Source organism: Roseomonas sp. GC11, assembly GCF_024437745.1.
Lineage (GTDB): Bacteria > Pseudomonadota > Alphaproteobacteria > Acetobacterales > Acetobacteraceae > Pseudoroseomonas.
Genome location: NZ_JANFNY010000032.1, coordinates 23,337 through 38,276, shown reverse-complemented (window position 1 = coordinate 38,276; position 14,940 = coordinate 23,337). Strand labels below are relative to the sequence as shown.

Here is a 14,940-nt window from a genome sequence, read left to right as displayed (position 1 = left end):
GGGGCGGGCAGAGGGGCGCGGAAGTGGGGCAGCGGAGCCTGCCGGAGCAAAGCCTAGGAAAGGGCTTTCCGTAGCTGAACCTTGTTTTTCGCCGCTTTGCCGAATTAAAACCGGCGAAACAGGGAAATAGCCGTGATCATGGAAGAGATCGACCGCACGGACCGTATGATCCTTTCCATTCTGCAAAAGGAGGGGCGGATCACCAATCTGGAGCTGGCCGAGCGCATCGGCCTCTCCCCCGCCGCCACCAGCGAGCGGCTGCGGCGCCTGCTGAAAGAAAAAATCGTCACCGGCTTCGGCGCGCGGGTGGACCCGCAGCGGCTGGGCTTCGGCCTGCTGGTCTATGTCGAGGTGCTGCTGGACAAGACGACGCCGGAGAATTTCGACCGCTTCGCCGCCGCCGTGAACCGCGCGCCGGAGGTGCTGGAATGCCACATGGTCGCGGGCGGCTTCGACTATCTGGTGAAGACGCGGGTGCGTGACATGGCCGCCTATCGCAGCTTCCTGGGCGAGGTGCTGCTGGGCCTGCCCGGTGTGCGCGAAACCCGCACCTATGCCGTGATGGAGGAGGTCAAGACCGACGCCCCGCTGCCCCTGTGAAGGCCGCCCCCCCCCCCGGGAGTACCAAGGGGGGGCACCAAGGGGGGCACCCCGTGGCCGGGCTATCCCGCCCCCGGCCCGTGCTCGCCACTGGCCATGCAGACCCGGTTCCGCCCGCCGGTCTTGGCCGCGTAGAGCGCGCCATCGGCGGCGGAGAGCAGGGCATCGCGGGCGGAGAGCCGCCCCGGCACCGCGGGCCCGCTTTCCGGCTCCGGAAAGACCGTGGCGACCCCGATGCTGACGGTGACGATCCCCGCCGGCGGATTGCCGAGATGCGGCACCGCCGCGCTTTCCACCCCGGCGCGGACGCGCTCCGCCAGGTGGACAGCGCCGCGCGCATCGGTGCGCGGCATCAGCAGGGCGAATTCCTCCCCGCCATGGCGGGCGGCCACATCGCCCGGCCGCCGCGCGACGCCGGACAGGGTGCGCGCCACGAGGCGCAGGCACTCATCCCCCGCCGGATGGCCGTAGCGGTCATTGAACTTCTTGAAGTGATCGGCATCGAGGAGGAGGACGGACAGCGGCTGCCCCTCGCGCGCGCAGCGGCGCCATTCCTGGGCCAGGGCCTCCTCGAAGCGGCGGCGGTTGGCGAGGCCGGTGAGCGCGTCGGTGGTGGCCATTTCCTCCATCCGCTCCAGCGCCTCCAGCAGGCGCTCCTCGGCCATCTTGGCCTCGGTGGCGTCGCGCATCACCGCCACATAGCCGGCGGCGCCCTGGCCGGGGCGGCCATGGGTGCGGGCGCGCACATCGACCCAGAGCCAGCTCCCGTCCGGGCGCAGGAAGCGGTAGGTGGCCGAGGCGTCGCGCTCCCCGCCGCGCAGGGCGGCGGCGGCGGCCTCCACCCAGTCGCGGTCATCGGGGTGGACGAACTCCATCACCCTGCGGCCCACCAGCGCCTCCGGCGGATAGCCCAGGACACGCGCGGCGGCGGGCGAGACGTAGCGCCGCGTGCCGTCCATGTCGCAGAGGGCGACGACATCTCCCGAATTCTCCGCGATCAGGCGGAAGCGCCCCTCGCTTTCGCGCAGGGCGGCCTCGGCCTGGGTGGTCTCGGTGACGTCGACGCAGGTGGTGACGGTCGTGCCGCGCAGGCGGTGGGCGCGCAGCAGGATGGCGCGCCCACCGGGCAGGGCCAGCGGTTCGTTCATGAAGCGCTCGGCGCGCAGCAGGGCGATGAGATGCTCGATGCGGATATCCCGCCAGGCGGGGGAGGGCATGGCGGCACGGTCGGCGCCCGGCATCACCGAGGTCTCGGCGAGGAAGCGGGCCAGGGCGGGCAGGCCGGTGCCCGGGGTGGCGAGGGCGGCCGGCACGCCGAGCAGGCGCCGCCAGCGGTCATTGCTGGCGAGCAGGGTGCCGCCCGCGCTCCAGAGGGCGACGCCCTGGGCCATGGTGGCGGCGGCGGCCTCCAGCCATTCGGCCGGGGTTTCCTGGGCCGCCCCGCCGCCGGGCAGGGTGCGCCAGACCCAGGCCAGGGCGACGAGGCTGGCCAGCAGGGCCAGGAGCATCCAGGCCTGGGAGCGGCGCAGGGGCAGCCAGGGCTCCAGGGCTTCCCCCTCGCGGCGCATCAGCAGGATGGCGGCGCCGGTTCCATGCATCCGGGCATAGGCCAGCATCCAGCTCTGGCCATCCGGCGCGGTGGCCCCGAGGCTGCCCTGGCCCTGATGGCCGGCCATGGCCTCGCGCAGCGGCGGGATCGTCCACCCGGCCTCAGCTCCGCGCGGCGCCGCGAGGGGAATGGCGCGCGGCAGGGTCCGGGCCGTCTCCGCCAGGTCGCGCAGCAGGAAGGCCATGGCCTCCGGCGCGGCCTCAGGCATGGCAGGCTCGATGGCCGCGACCAGCAGGCCGCCGAAGGGCCCCGGCAGATCGCGCAGCACGAGCAGGCCGGCCAGCGGTCCCTCCGGCACCGGCAGCAGGCGCGCCGGGGCTTCCCCGGCGGGCAAGGGCGAGGGTTCCTCCAGTTCCAGGGCGAACTGCTCCAGCGAGGCGAGGCTGGCGCAGCGCAGCATGCCTTCCGGCGAGGCCAGGGCGATCCAGCGGAGCGGCCCTTCGGGGCCGGTGTGCCAGCCGCGCACGATCTCGCAGAGGCGCTCTTCCTCGCCGGTTTCCGCGAGGCTCTCCAGAGCCTGGGTCGCGCGGGCGAGGATGACGGCCTGCTGCTGCGCCACTTCCTGCGCCCGCAGGACGAATTGCCGGGCGGCGAGGTCGTGCCGGTTTTCCCTCTCCTGCCGCATCAGCCAGTAATTGCCCACGAGGCTCGGCAGGAGCGCGCAGAGCACCAGCACCAACAGCTTCAGGCGCTGCGTGCGCGCCATCCTGGCATAAGGGGCGGCGGCCGCCGGAGAAGGGCTGAGACCGAGGGACATGATCAACAAAGCAGAGACAAATGCTGCGGCTTTGTTAATAGATAAAGGAGTGGAACCGCTTTTTCGGAAAGGTTCCTCTGCGGTTCGCCCTGTTACCAGTTAAATAATTGATTCTGAGTCGTTTATCGACCAAGAAGCGCAGGCGATTGCACAGTGGGAGGGTTCAAATCTGGCCTCGCCGGATTCTCAACCTTCGAGGGAAATCGCCCTGTCTATTTGGAATTCTGTCGTGAATAGCGCGATGACAACCACCTCCGGTTGCCGTCGCGGATCCTTCGCGCCGCCCTGGTTCAGGCCGCGCCCCGACTCAGGATGGGCGGCCGTGTCGGGCGCAGGATCAGGCCGGTATCGGAAACCTCCACGCCCCGTTCCGCCGCCTCGGGATAGACGGCCAGGGCAGCCGGCAGAATCTTGCTCAGGAAGGCCCGCTTGAAAGCGGCGACCTGCCCGTAGCCGGACCCGAACTGGCTGTGCAGCGCCGCCCAGCTGATCGGCGTCGGCTTCTTCAGCGAGTGGAGGCGGTAGGCCAGCCAGCAATAGGTGTCGATCGCCATGGAGGAATGGGCGATATGGCGGATCGCCCGCTCCTCCAGCGGAACGGCATGCTCCCTCAGCGACCGGAAAAAACTTTCCGACAGCACCACGCCTTCGCGGAACAGGCTTTGCTGGCGGCTGTCCTGCTCGCGCCCGTCGATGAAGAGCAGCCCCTCATCGACGATCGACTGGTTGCGGATGGCGCGCACGCCGTCACGCTCCGAATGGAAGCTGAAGCGGCAGGTGGCGATCCGCTCCGCCTGCTGGCGCACCAGCTTGTAGCTCTTGCCGCCGGCCTTCTTGTCCATGCGGCCGAACCAGTCATTCATCGAGCGGCCCAGCTCGATGTTGCGGCTGTTGGTGCGCAGCGCCTCGGATTGGAGGTAGATCATGATCAGACGCGCGGTCGGCCCATAGGGGACGCCGATCCACTCATCCCCCTCGCCGGGCAGGGCGCGGCGGCCCGGCTCGACGAGCAGCACGACATTGCCATTCTCCAGCCGCCATGCCTTGTCGTCAGCGATGCGGCTGTGCGGCAGCGCGGTCATGCACCAGCCGGAATAGAGGAAGTTCGGAATGCCGACATCCTCGTCCGCCCCGTAGGAAGCGACGATCTCGACGAGGCGGCGGTCATCATGCCGGGCGATGGCGCCCAGGCGACCATGCTCCTCGACCAGGCGACGCGCGGAGCGCACCTCCTCCATCACTGCTCTCCCACTCCTGAGTGGCAGGACCGGATTAGCCCAGCCCGGGGCCGCTGGCAGCTTGGACCTTGGTCAGCCAGCTAGTTGGAAAGCTATTTGAAGAATCTTGATTACTTGCTGTGTGACCCAGGTCCAAGGGGATGCTTTTCATAAGTTTTTGATTTTTCTCAAAACCCGTTCCGGGCGCTTCTGACCAGGGTCCAAGCCCGCGTGACCAAGGTCCAACGGGGCAAGGCCCCGGCCTGGGGACAACGACTCGTCCCCATGGCCGCCTCAGCCCCGGCCCGCGCGAGTCGCACGCGGAGCGGGGGTTTGTGGTTGGACCTTGGTCACAGGCTGCCCTCTCGCCGCCGCCCCGCCCCCTGCCTGTGGCCCGCCCCTTGGCCCATCGCGTGCTCCTCGCCTGCGTCTTGTGACCAAGGTCCAAGGCCCGGCGTCTCCCCCTGCATGGTGGCGGGAAAAGGGTTGGACCTTGGTCACGCGCCCGGTGTGGCGGCCATGCGGCAAGGCGCAGGGGTTGGACCTTGGTCACAGGGCACGGGGAGGGGGGAGGGAGAGAGAGGAAGGAGCGCCGCCTCTCTGGCCCTGCCCGTCAGGCTGGCGCGCGCAGCCGGGCGGCGGCCAGCAGCAGCAGCAGCCCCGCCAGCGGCAGGCAGCTGGCGAAGCCAAGATGGCCAAAGCCCAGCGCCCCCGCCACGCCCCCCAGGAAGAAGCCGCCGAGCAGCACGCCCAGCAGCCGCATACGCGCCCGGTCGGCCCGCACCGGCGCCTCGCCCGGCAGGCGCAGGCGGTTCCAGTAGAACAGTTTTCCCAGTTCGATGCCGAGATCCGTCACCAGGCCCGTCACATGGGTGGTGCGGATGCGCGCGCCGGAAATCTTGGTGATGGTGGCGTTCTGCAGGCCCATCAGGAAGCAGAGCAGCGGCACGGCCGGGAGGGCGGCGAGCGGGCTGTCCTGGAAGCCGGCGCCGAGCAGGCCGAAGCCGATCAGCAGCGTCGCCTCCAGCCGCAGCGGCAGGCGGTGCGGGCTGTCGCGCCGCTGGCGGCGCCCCCAGTTGATCAGCATGGCCGAGCAGGCCGCGCCCGCCAGGAAGGGCAGCAGCGCCGCCAGCCCCGCGCCCAGCGCCGCCCAGGCGCCGAGCGCCACATGGTCCGCCAGCGCCGAGACGATGCCGGACATGTGGGAGGTGTATTGCCCCACCAGCAGCAGGCCGCCGGCATTGATCGCGCCGGCGACGAAGGTCAGCGCGAGGCCGAGTCGGGGCTCGTCCAGCTCGCCGGGCATGGCGCGCCGGGCGAGGCGCCCAAGGGCAAAAACCCAGGGGGAAAAGCCGGAGAAGAGGGCGGGCCGTGGCCCGCCCGGCTGGTCAGGCCTCGTCTTCGTCTTCCTCGTCGTCCGGGTCCATGATCGGGACCAGGAACAGGACGACGGCGCCTTCCTCCTCGTCCTCCTCCTCGTCCTCGTCATCCTCGCTTTCGTCGAACTCGGCGATCTCCTCCTCCGTGGCGGGGCGCAGGCGCAGCTCGGCCTGCCCGTCCCACAGCGGCTGGTCGTCGCTCAGCAGGCGCAGCAGGTCCTCGCGGAAGGCCGGGTTGGCGACCAGGTCCTGGGCGTCTTCTTCCTCGGTGCCGATGACCGCGATAGGGCGGCCTCCGATTTCGAGCGTGAACATGGGTGTCTCGTCTCCGTGTGATGGCGGCACCGCCTGGCGCGGCCTGTCCGCTGGGTCTGGCCGTTGGCCAGGGCGTGCGGCCGGGCGCTGAACGCCATGAAGCACAGGAGGCCCCCCCCTGTCAGCCCGCCATGCGGTTTTTCCAGGCGAACAGGGGGATGTCATCCATCAGACAGAAAAAATGTTCTTTTTTGAAAAAAAGAACCAAAAAACTTTTTCAGTTGAGCGTCCCGCCTGGACGGGAGACGGCGGCAGCCTGAAAAAATTCAACGTTTTGTTGCTACCAGCCGCGCCAGCGCCATGGAGGCCATGCGCACGCGCAGGCTGTCGGAGCGGCTGGTCAGCACCACGGGCACGCGGGCGCCGAGCACCAGCCCGGCGGCGATGGCGCCGGCGAAGTAGAGCAGCTGCTTGGCCAGCATGTTGCCCGCCTCCAGATTCGGCACCAGCAGGATATCAGCCTGCCCGGCGACGGGGGAGACAATCTCCTTCACCCGCGCGGCGTCGAGGCTGATGGCATTGTCGAAGGCCAGCGGCCCATCCACCAGCGCACCGGTGATCTGCCCGCGCGCCGCCATCACCGTCAGCGCCGCGGCGTCGAGCGTGGCGGCCATCTTGGGGTTGACCGTCTCCACCGCCGCCAGCACCGCCACGCGCGGCCGCTCCACCCCCATGATGTGCATGAGATCCACGGCGTTCTGGCAGATGTCGCGCTTCTGCTCCAGCGTGGGGGCGATGTTGATGGCCGCGTCCGTCACCAGCAGCGGCTTGGGATAGGCCGGGATGTCCATGGCATAGACATGGCTGATCCGCCGCTCCGTGCGCAGGCCGGATTGCGGCGCCAGCACGGCGGAGAGCAGTTCATCCGTGTGCAGGCTGCCCTTCATCAGCGCGCCGACGCGGCCGAGCGCGGCGAGTTCCACGGCACGGGCGGCGGCGGCGTGGCTGTGCGGCACATCCTCGATCTCAAGGCCGTCGAGGCTGACTTCCGCCGCCTCCGCCGCCTCGCGGATCTTTTTCAGGGGGCCGACCAGGACGGGCTCGGCCAGCCCGGCCTCGCGCGCCTCCAGCGCCCCCAGCAGCGCGGCGGCGGAGCAGGGATGCGCGACGGCAAGCCGCAGCGGCGGGCTGGCCAGCGCGGCGCGCAGCGCCTCCTCATAACGGTCATGGCGCTGCAGCACCACCTCGGGCAGCGGCGCGCGCGGCCAGGCCACCGGCTCGGCCGGGGCGATCACCGTGGCGACGCCTTCCAGCACCTGCTCCCCCTTCTGGTTCACGCAGCTGGTGTCCAGCAGCACGACGCGCCGGGGCGGGCGCAGCTCCTTCACCGTCACCGTGGCGGTGATGGTGTCACCGGGCGAGACGGGGCGCAGGAATTTCAGCTCCTGCCCCAGATAGATCGTGCCCGGCCCCGGCAATTGCGTGCCCAGCACGGCGGAGACCAGCGCGCCGGTCCACATGCCATGCGCCACGACATGGCCGAACAGGTCGGTGGCCGCGAAGGCGGCGTCGAGATGCGCCGGGTTCACATCGCCCGAGACGGCGGCGAAGAGGGCGATGTCGTCCTGTCCGACGGTGCGCACGAACGAGGCCCTGTCGCCCACGGCCAGCGTGTCGAAGGGGCGGTTGCGCAGCACGGGGGGAAGCATGCCGTCATGCATGGGGGCGTGGCCTTCAGCGCTGGTGGACATAGGTGCCGGGGGCGGCGGCGAGGGTCGCCTGGCCGGGCCGTCCCATCGGCGGCGGTGGCACGGGGGCGGGGGCCGAATGCTCCGCCAGCCAGCCCTGCCAGGCCGGCCACCAGGAGCCTTCGCGCGGCGGCGTGGCGGCCAGCCATTCCCCGGCGCTGATGCAGGGGTCTTCCGCGCGCTTGCGGGCGAGGCGGTAGCGCCGCCCGGCATGGCCCGGCTCGCTGACGATGCCGGCATTGTGCCCGCCGCTGGTCAGGGCGAAGGTGACATCGGTATCCGCCAGCGCGTGGATCTTGAACACCGAGCGCCAGGGCGCGACATGGTCCCACTCCGTGCCCACGGCGAAGATGGGGGTGCGGATATTCTGCACGGCCACCGGCCGGCCATCCACCAGCAACCGGCCGGAGGCCAGCGCGTTCTCCAGGAAGAGATGCCGCAGATAGTCCGAATGCATGCGGTAGGGCATGCGGGTGGCATCGGCGTTCCAGGCCATCAGGTCGTTCATCGCCGCGCGCTCGCCCATCAGGTAGTCATGCACGAGGCGCGACCAGACGAGATCGTTGGAGCGCAGCAGCTGGAAGGCGCCGGCCATCTGGCTGCTGTCGAGATAGCCGCGCTCCCACATCATCGCCTCCAGCAGGGCGACCTCGCTGGGGTCGATGAAGAGCTGCAATTCGCCCGGCTCGGTGAAATCCGTCTGTGCCGCGAGCAGCGTCATGGAGGCGAGGCGCGCATCCCCCGCGCGCGCCATGGCGGCGGCGGCGATGGCGAGCAGCGTGCCGCCCAGGCAGTAGCCCGCCGCGTGGACGCGCTGGCCCGGCAGGATCTCGCCGATGGCGTCGAGCGCGGCCATGACGCCGAGGCGGCGGTAATCATCCAGCGTGATGCCGCGATCCTCCGCCGTCGGGTTGCGCCAGGAGACGCAGAACACCGTGTGCCCCTGCTCCACCAGGTAGCGCACCAGCGAGTTCCGCGGCGAGAGGTCGAGGATGTAGTACTTCATGATCCAGGCGGGCAGGATCAGCACCGGCTCGGCCTTCACCGCCGCCGTCTGCGGCGCGTACTGGATCAGTTCGATGAGGTGGTTGCGGAACACCACCTCGCCCGGCGTGATGGCCACCTCGTGGCCGGGGCGGAAGGCCTCCGCCCCCGCCGGCGGCGCGCCGGAGAGCTGGCGGGCGAGGTCCTCCACGCCGTTGGCGAAGCCGTCCAGCAGGTTCTGCCCGCCAGTATCGAGGGTGCGCGCCAGCACCTGCGGGTTGCTCCAGGGCAGGTTGGAGGGCGAGGCCATGTCGAGCATCTGCCGCAGGGTGAAGCCGACGATGCGGGCATGGCGCGGGTCGAGGCCGGGGATGCCGGCGGCGGCCCTGTCCCACCAGGATTCGGCCAGCAGGAAGGCCTCCGACCACAGCCGGAAGGGCTGCTGCTGCCAGGCCGGGCCGCGGAAGCGGGAATCGCCGCCGCGCGGCTCCACGCAGGGCGGCGCCAGCGGGTCGAGCGCGCAGCGCGCCGCCTGGGCCTGCCATTGCCCCAGCGCCTGGGCGGCGGAGAGCAGCATCTCCGCCCGCTTGCCCGGGGCGAGGGCGAGGTGCAGCGCCCAGTCGGTGAAGGCCACGGCGAGCGCCGCCGGGGAGAGCCCGGCCGAGCCGCGCGCCAGCCTGGCCCGGGCGGCGAGGTCGGCGAAGCGCAGCAGGCCGGTCAGGGCTTCCGGCAGGGTCCCGGGGGGCTCCGCCGGCGCGGCTGTGGTTGCGGCTGCGGCTGCGGGCGCAGGGGCGGGCGCAGGGGCGGGCTGCGGCGGGGTGGCGGGGGAGGCGTTGGGCGCCTCCTGCGGGGTGGCCTGGGGCCGGGTCAGGGCGGTCATCGTTCCGTCGCCTCCGGGCTGGCGGCGCGCAGGCAGCAGGCGCGCAGTTCCTCGGTCATGCCGCCCAGCATCTGCGCCTGCTGCGCCGCCGCCTCCAGGCTGGCGGTCACCAGGGCGCTCTGCGCCGCCATCCAGTCCTGCGGGCGGTGGCTGGCCAGCATCTCGCGGCAGCACTGGGCGAGGCGCGCCTGGGTCTGCTGCGCCCAGCGCATTTCCTCGCCGAGCGCGGCGTTCCAGATGCGCTGCGCCTCCAGCGCCGCCTGCCAGGAGGGGGTGGGCAGGGGCATGCCGGCCAGGCCGCCCGGGCCCCCTTCCGGCCCCGCTGAAGGTGGCCACCACGGCCGCAGCATGCTCGCCAGGGCCTCGGGAAGGGCGGGGGTGGGGGGGGTGTTGGTGTCGGGCATGGGGCGGCCTCCTGCTGGCACCCGGACCGCAGGGCGCGGCCCGGGCGGGCTGGAGGGGGGAAAGCGGGCGGCGTGCCCCAGCCTGGCCATGCCGCCGGTCGCAAGGGAGCGCCGGAGCCTCCTGCCCGGCATTAACCTGGGTCAAGTTTTTTCCCTGTGCCCGCGCTTATGAAGGCGCCTCGGCCAATCAGGAGAGCAGCGGGATGGGACGCGGACGGATCATGCTGGTGGGGGTGCTGGCGCTGCTGGCGGCGGGCGGGGGCTTCGCCGCCTGGCGGCACCGGGCGGCGCGCGATGCCCTGCCGGACTTCATCCTCCGCGTGAATGGCAGGATCGAGGCCGAGCAGATCGACATCGCCAGCAAGATCGCCGGGCGCCTCACCGCGCTGCGGGTGGAGGAGGGGCAGATGCTGGCGGCCGGCGCCGAGGTGGCGCGGCTGGATGCCACCACGCTCCAGGCGCAGCTGCGCGCGGCGGAAGCACAAATGCGTGAGGCCGCCCAGGCCCGCCTCGCCGCCGATGCCGAGGCCCTGCGCGCCCGCAGCGCCCGCGCCCTGGCGCAGAGCGAGCTGGCCCGCACCCAGGAACTCCAGCGCCGCGGCTTCGCCCCGGTCGAGCAGCTCGACCAGCGCCGCTCCACCCTGGAGGTGGCCGAGGCCACGGTGCTGACCGCCGAGGCCGGGCAGCGCCGCGCCCAGGCGGCGCTGGAGGCGGCGGAGGCCAATGTGGCCCAGGCCCGCAGCCTGCTGGACGAGACGGTGCTGGTCGCCCCGCGCGCCGGCCGCGTGCTCTACCGCCTGATGCGCGAGGGCGAGGTGGTGGCCGCCGGCGGCCGCGTCGCCACGCTGATCGACCCCAGCGATGTCTCGATGATCGTCTTCCTCCCCGCCGCCGCCGCCGGGCGGCTGGCCTATGGGGCGGAGGCGCGGCTGGTGCTCGACCCGGCGCCGCAATACGTGCTGCCCGCCACGGTCAGCTTCGTCGCGCCCGAGGCGCAGTTCACCCCGCGCCAGGTGGAGACGGCGCAGGAGCGCGAGAGCCTGATGTTCCGCGTCAAGCTGCGCCTGCCGCCCGAACTGCTGCAGAGCCATGCCGAGCGGGTGAAGGGCGGCGTGCGCGGCCTCGCCTATCTGCGGCTCGATGCCGCGCAGCCCTGGCCCGCCGCCCTGCAGGTGAAGCTGCCGTGAGCCCCGCCGCCGCGCTGCGCGGCGTCACCCACCGCTATGGCGCCCTGGCCGCGCTGGACGGGGTGACGCTGGAGATCCCGGGCGGCGTCATGGCCGGGCTTGTGGGGCCGGATGGCGTCGGCAAATCCACCCTGCTGGCGCTGCTCGCCGGGGTGCGCCGCCCGCAGGCGGGGGCGATCACCGCCCTCGGCGCCGATCTGTGCGACCCGGCGGCGCTGGCGGCGGCGCGCCCGCGCATCGCGTACATGCCGCAGGGGCTGGGGCGCAACCTCTACCCCACCCTCTCGGTGGCCGAGAATATCGACTATTTCGCCCGCCTCTTCGGCCAGGACGCGGCCGGGCGCGCCGCCCGCGCGGCGGAACTGATGCGCGCCACCGGCCTCTCCCCCTTCGCCGCGCGCCCGGCGGGCAAGCTCTCCGGCGGCATGAAGCAGAAGCTGTCTCTCTGCTGCGCCCTGGTGCGCGAGCCGGAACTGCTCATCCTCGACGAGCCGACCACGGGGGTGGACCCGCTCTCCCGCCGCCAGTTCTGGGCGCTGATCGACCGGCTGCGCGCCCGCCGCCCCGGCATGAGCGTGCTGGTGGCCACCGCCTATATGGAGGAGGCGGAGCGCTTCGACTGGCTGGCGGCGCTGGATGCCGGGCGGGTGCTGGCCAGCGGCAGCCCGGCGGAACTGCGCGCCCGGACCGGCTGCGACACACTGGAACAAACCTTCGTGGCGCTGCTGCCGGCGGCGCGCCGCGCCGGCCACCGCCCCGTGGTGCTGACACCGCCGCCGCCGCCCCGCCCCGGCGCGCCGCCCGCCATCGAGGCGCATGGCCTCACCCGCCACTTCGGCGATTTCGTCGCGGTGGATGGCGTCGATCTCGCCATTCCGCGCGGCGAGATCTTCGGCTTCCTCGGCTCCAATGGCTGCGGCAAGACGACGACGATGAAAATGCTGACGGGCCTGCTCCCCGCCAGCGCCGGCACCGCCCGCGTGCTGGGCGAGGACCCGGCCCGGGGCGGCGATGCGCGCGCCCGCGTGGGCTATATGTCGCAGGCCTTTTCCCTCTATGGCGAACTGACGGTGCGGCAGAACCTCGAACTGCATGCCCGCCTCTTCCACCTGCCGCCGGCCCGCGCCGCCGCCCGCATCGCCGCCGTGCTGCGCGATTTCGACCTGGAGGGCGTGGCCGCCAGCGCGCCGGATGCCCTGCCGCTCGGCCTGCGCCAGCGCCTGCAACTGGCCGCCGCCGTGGTGCACGAGCCCGCCCTGCTGATCCTCGACGAGCCGACCAGCGGCGTCGATCCCGTGGCGCGGGACCTGTTCTGGAACCACCTGCTGCGCCTGTCGCGGCAGGAGGGGGTGACGATCTTCATCTCCACCCACTTCATGAACGAGGCCGCGCGCTGCGACCGCATCTCGCTGATGCATGCCGGGCGGGTGCTGGCGGTGGGCACGCCGCGCGACCTCGCCGGCGGGCGCTCCCTGGAGGAAAGCTTCATCGCCGCGCTGGAGCAGGCCGCCGGCGCCGCCGATGCGGCGGAGGCGCCACCCCCCGCCGCCGTGCCACCCCCCGCTGCCGTGCCACCCCCCGCCGCCGCGCCGCGCCCGGCCCGCGCCGGCCGCGATCCGCGCCCCATTCTGGGCCCCATGCTGGGCCGCCTTTGGGCCTGCGCCTGGCGGGAGGCGCTGGAACTGCTGCGCGACCGCATCCGCATCGCCTTCGCCCTGCTCGGCCCGCTGCTGCTGATGTTCGCCTTCGGCTTCGGCATTTCCTTCGATGTCGAGAAGCTGCCCTATGCCGTGCTCGACCAGGACCAGACGCCGGAAAGCCGCGACCTGCTGGAGAGCTTCGCCGGCTCGCGCTACTTCACCGAGGCCGCGCCGCTCGCCACACGGGCGCAGGCGGAGGAGGCGCTGCGCGCCGGGCGCATCGCCCTCGTCATCGAGGTGCCGCCGCGCTTCGGCCAGGATCTGCGCCGCGGCGACGCACCGGAAGTCTCGGTGACGCTGGACGGCGCCATGCCCTTCCGCGCCGAGACGGCGCGCGGCTATGTCAGCGGCCTCGCCCAGTCCTGGCTGCGCGCCCGCGCCGCGCGCTCCCCCGCGCCGCGCAGCCCCGAGATGCTGAGCATCGAGCCGCGCTTCCGCTACAATCAGGCCTTCCGCAGCGCCGTCGCCATCCTGCCCGGCATCATCATGCTGATGCTGGTGCTGATCCCGGCCATGATGGCCGCCGTCGGCGTGGTGCGCGAGAAGGAGAGCGGCGCCATCGCCAATTTCCGCGCGACCCCGGTGACGCCGCTGGAATTCCTGGTGGGCAAGCAGTTGCCCTATGTCGCCGTCGGGCTGGCGAGCTTCGCCCTGCTGGTCCTCGCCGCGCGGCTGGTCTTCGATGTGCCGGTGCGCGGCTCCCTGCCGGCGCTGGCCCTGGGCGGCGCGCTCTATGTGCTGGCGGCCACGGGCTTCGGCCTGCTCGTCTCCGCCTTCGTGCGCAGCCAGGTGGCGGCCATCTTCGCCGCCGCCATCCTCTGCATCGTGCCGGCGGTGAATTTCTCCGGGCTGCTGGTGCCGACCTCCGCCATCTCCGGCGCGGCGCGCGCCATCGGCCTCGGCTTCCCCGCCAGCTGGTTCCAGCGCATTTCCATCGGCACCATGACCAAGGGGCTGGGCTTCGCCGAACTCTGGACCAGCCATCTGGTGCTGGCGGGCTTCGCCCTCGCCTTCATCGCCGCCGCCGCCCTGGCGCTGCGCAAGCAGGAGCCCTGAGCCATGCGCCGCCTGCTCAACATCCTCTGGCTCGGCCTCAAGGAACTGCGCGTGCTGCGCGCCGATCCGGTGCTGCTGGTGCTGCTGGCCTATACCTTCAGCGTCGCCGTCTATTCCGTCGCCCATGGCGTGAAGATGGAGGTGCGCAACGCCGCCATCGCCGTGGTGGACGAGGACCATTCCGATCTCTCCCGCGCCCTGCGCGCCGCGCTGCTGCCGCCGCTCTTCCAGCCGGCGCCGCTGATCGCGGCGGCGGAGGTGGCGCCGGCCCTCGATGCCGGGCGCTATGTGTTCATCCTGCAAATTCCACCGCGCTTCGAGGCCGATCTGCTGGCCCGCCGCCCGGCCACGCTCGGCCTCGACATCGATGCCACCGCCATGGCCCAGGCCGGCAATGGCAGCACTGATATCCAGCAGATCGTGCAGCAGGAGGTGGCGGACCGCCTCGGCGCCGCCGCCCAGCCGGTGCGCCTCGTCACCCGCACGCGCTTCAATCCCAACGGGCTGCCGGAATGGTTCACGGCGGTGATGCAGGTGGTGAACAGCATCACCATCCTCTCCATCATCCTGCCCGGCGCCGCCCTGCTGCGGGAGCGCGAGCACGGCACGCTGGAACATCTCCTCGCCATGCCGGTGGCGCCCTTCGAGATCCTGATGGCGAAGATCCTGGCCAATGCACTGGTCATCGTCGGTGCCGCCCTGCTCTCGCTGCTGCTGGTGGTGCGGGGGCTGCTCGGCGTGCCGCTCGGCGGGTCGCTGGCGCTCTTCCTGGTGGGGACGGTGCTGTTCCAGGCCTCGGTCGCCGCCCTCGGCGTGCTGCTGGCCACGGCCACCACCTCCACCGGGCAGTTCGGCCTGCTCGCTTTGCCGGTGATCATGCTCATGATGCTGCTCTCCGGCAGCATGACCCCGCTGGAGAGCATGCCGGACTGGCTGCAGGCGGTGGTGCAGGTCTCGCCCGCCACCCAGTTCGTCGCCTTCGCCCAGGCGGTGCTCTACCGCGGGGCGGGGGTGGATCTCGTCGCCGGGCGGCTCCTCCTCCTGTTCGGGCTGGGGGGGGTCTTCCTGGGGGCCGCCCTGCTGGGAGTCAGGCGCTCCCTGGCGCGCGCCGGATGAGGGGGCTCCGCCCCCTCGCCCCCGCCGGGGGGACAGGGTCCCCCCGGA

At 71.9% G+C, this 14,940-nt stretch carries 10 protein-coding genes and 1 pseudogene; 4 read left to right on the top strand and 7 right to left on the bottom strand.

The genetic code is table 11. From position 1 onward, the window contains the following. Positions 1–138 precede the first annotated feature (138 nt). Positions 139–600 (top strand): Lrp/AsnC ligand binding domain-containing protein, encoded by a 462-nt coding sequence (locus NON00_RS11925; RefSeq protein ID WP_256021150.1) that lies wholly within the window; start codon positions 139–141, stop codon positions 598–600. Positions 601–662: 62 nt separating this feature from the next. Here the strand turns inward: NON00_RS11925 and NON00_RS11920 are convergent, their stop codons facing one another. The 7 genes and pseudogenes from NON00_RS11920 to NON00_RS11890 form a co-directional block, all read right to left on the bottom strand. Beyond that, positions 663–2,966 carry a diguanylate cyclase gene (locus tag NON00_RS11920; protein WP_256021113.1) on the bottom strand — a complete coding sequence of 768 codons (2,304 nt, stop codon included), beginning with the start codon at positions 2,964–2,966 and terminating at the stop codon, positions 663–665. A gap of 290 nt (positions 2,967–3,256) precedes the next feature. Next, on the bottom strand, positions 3,257–4,204 hold the full coding sequence (locus tag NON00_RS11915) for a replication protein RepA (protein WP_256021111.1): 948 nt from the start codon (positions 4,202–4,204) through the stop codon (positions 3,257–3,259). Between the two features lie 616 nt (positions 4,205–4,820). Further along, a pseudogene (locus tag NON00_RS11910) lies at positions 4,821–5,489 on the bottom strand (YoaK family protein); the annotation flags it as partial. Positions 5,490–5,571: 82 nt separating this feature from the next. Further along, complete coding sequence (locus NON00_RS11905; protein ID WP_256021109.1) at positions 5,572–5,877, bottom strand: hypothetical protein; 306 nt, start codon at positions 5,875–5,877, stop codon at positions 5,572–5,574. Positions 5,878–6,143: 266 nt separating this feature from the next. After that, positions 6,144–7,538 carry a bifunctional enoyl-CoA hydratase/phosphate acetyltransferase gene (locus NON00_RS11900; RefSeq protein WP_256021107.1) on the bottom strand — a complete coding sequence of 465 codons (1,395 nt, stop codon included), beginning with the start codon at positions 7,536–7,538 and terminating at the stop codon, positions 6,144–6,146. Positions 7,539–7,551: 13 nt separating this feature from the next. After that, positions 7,552–9,429, bottom strand: coding sequence for an alpha/beta hydrolase (locus tag NON00_RS11895; protein WP_256021104.1), 1,878 nt, complete (start codon positions 9,427–9,429; stop codon positions 7,552–7,554). Next, positions 9,426–9,833 (bottom strand): hypothetical protein, encoded by a 408-nt coding sequence (locus NON00_RS11890; RefSeq protein WP_256021102.1) that lies wholly within the window; start codon positions 9,831–9,833, stop codon positions 9,426–9,428. The genes NON00_RS11895 and NON00_RS11890 overlap by 4 nt, the downstream gene beginning before the upstream one ends. Before the next feature lie 203 nt (positions 9,834–10,036). On the opposite strand from NON00_RS11890, the gene NON00_RS11885 reads away from it, so the two are divergent. Genes NON00_RS11885 through NON00_RS11875 form a run of 3 tightly spaced genes read left to right on the top strand, consistent with a single transcriptional unit; the run spans position 10,037 to position 14,892 of the window. Further along, positions 10,037–11,020 (top strand): HlyD family secretion protein, encoded by a 984-nt coding sequence (locus NON00_RS11885; protein WP_256021100.1) that lies wholly within the window; start codon positions 10,037–10,039, stop codon positions 11,018–11,020. Then, the gene (rbbA, locus tag NON00_RS11880) at positions 11,017–13,776 is read left to right on the top strand and encodes a ribosome-associated ATPase/putative transporter RbbA (protein WP_256021097.1); all 2,760 of its coding nucleotides are present in this window, start codon (positions 11,017–11,019) and stop codon (positions 13,774–13,776) included. Before NON00_RS11885 ends, rbbA begins: the two co-directional genes overlap by 4 nt. Before the next feature lie 3 nt (positions 13,777–13,779). Beyond that, positions 13,780–14,892, top strand: coding sequence for an ABC transporter permease (locus NON00_RS11875; RefSeq protein WP_256021095.1), 1,113 nt, complete (start codon positions 13,780–13,782; stop codon positions 14,890–14,892). The last annotated feature ends 48 nt before the right edge of the window (positions 14,893–14,940 follow it).

Coding starts and splice junctions, on each gene's coding strand:
- NON00_RS11875 (WP_256021095.1), top strand. CDS start 13,780: ATGCGCCGCCTGCTCAACATCCTCTGGCTCGGCCTCAAGGAACTGCGC.
- NON00_RS11890 (WP_256021102.1), bottom strand. CDS start 9,833: ATGCCCGACACCAACACCCCCCCCACCCCCGCCCTTCCCGAGGCCCTG.
- NON00_RS11905 (WP_256021109.1), bottom strand. CDS start 5,877: ATGTTCACGCTCGAAATCGGAGGCCGCCCTATCGCGGTCATCGGCACC.
- NON00_RS11920 (WP_256021113.1), bottom strand. CDS start 2,966: ATGTCCCTCGGTCTCAGCCCTTCTCCGGCGGCCGCCGCCCCTTATGCC.
- NON00_RS11900 (WP_256021107.1), bottom strand. CDS start 7,538: ATGCATGACGGCATGCTTCCCCCCGTGCTGCGCAACCGCCCCTTCGAC.
- NON00_RS11915 (WP_256021111.1), bottom strand. CDS start 4,204: ATGGAGGAGGTGCGCTCCGCGCGTCGCCTGGTCGAGGAGCATGGTCGC.
- NON00_RS11885 (WP_256021100.1), top strand. CDS start 10,037: ATGGGACGCGGACGGATCATGCTGGTGGGGGTGCTGGCGCTGCTGGCG.
- NON00_RS11925 (WP_256021150.1), top strand. CDS start 139: ATGGAAGAGATCGACCGCACGGACCGTATGATCCTTTCCATTCTGCAA.
- NON00_RS11895 (WP_256021104.1), bottom strand. CDS start 9,429: ATGACCGCCCTGACCCGGCCCCAGGCCACCCCGCAGGAGGCGCCCAAC.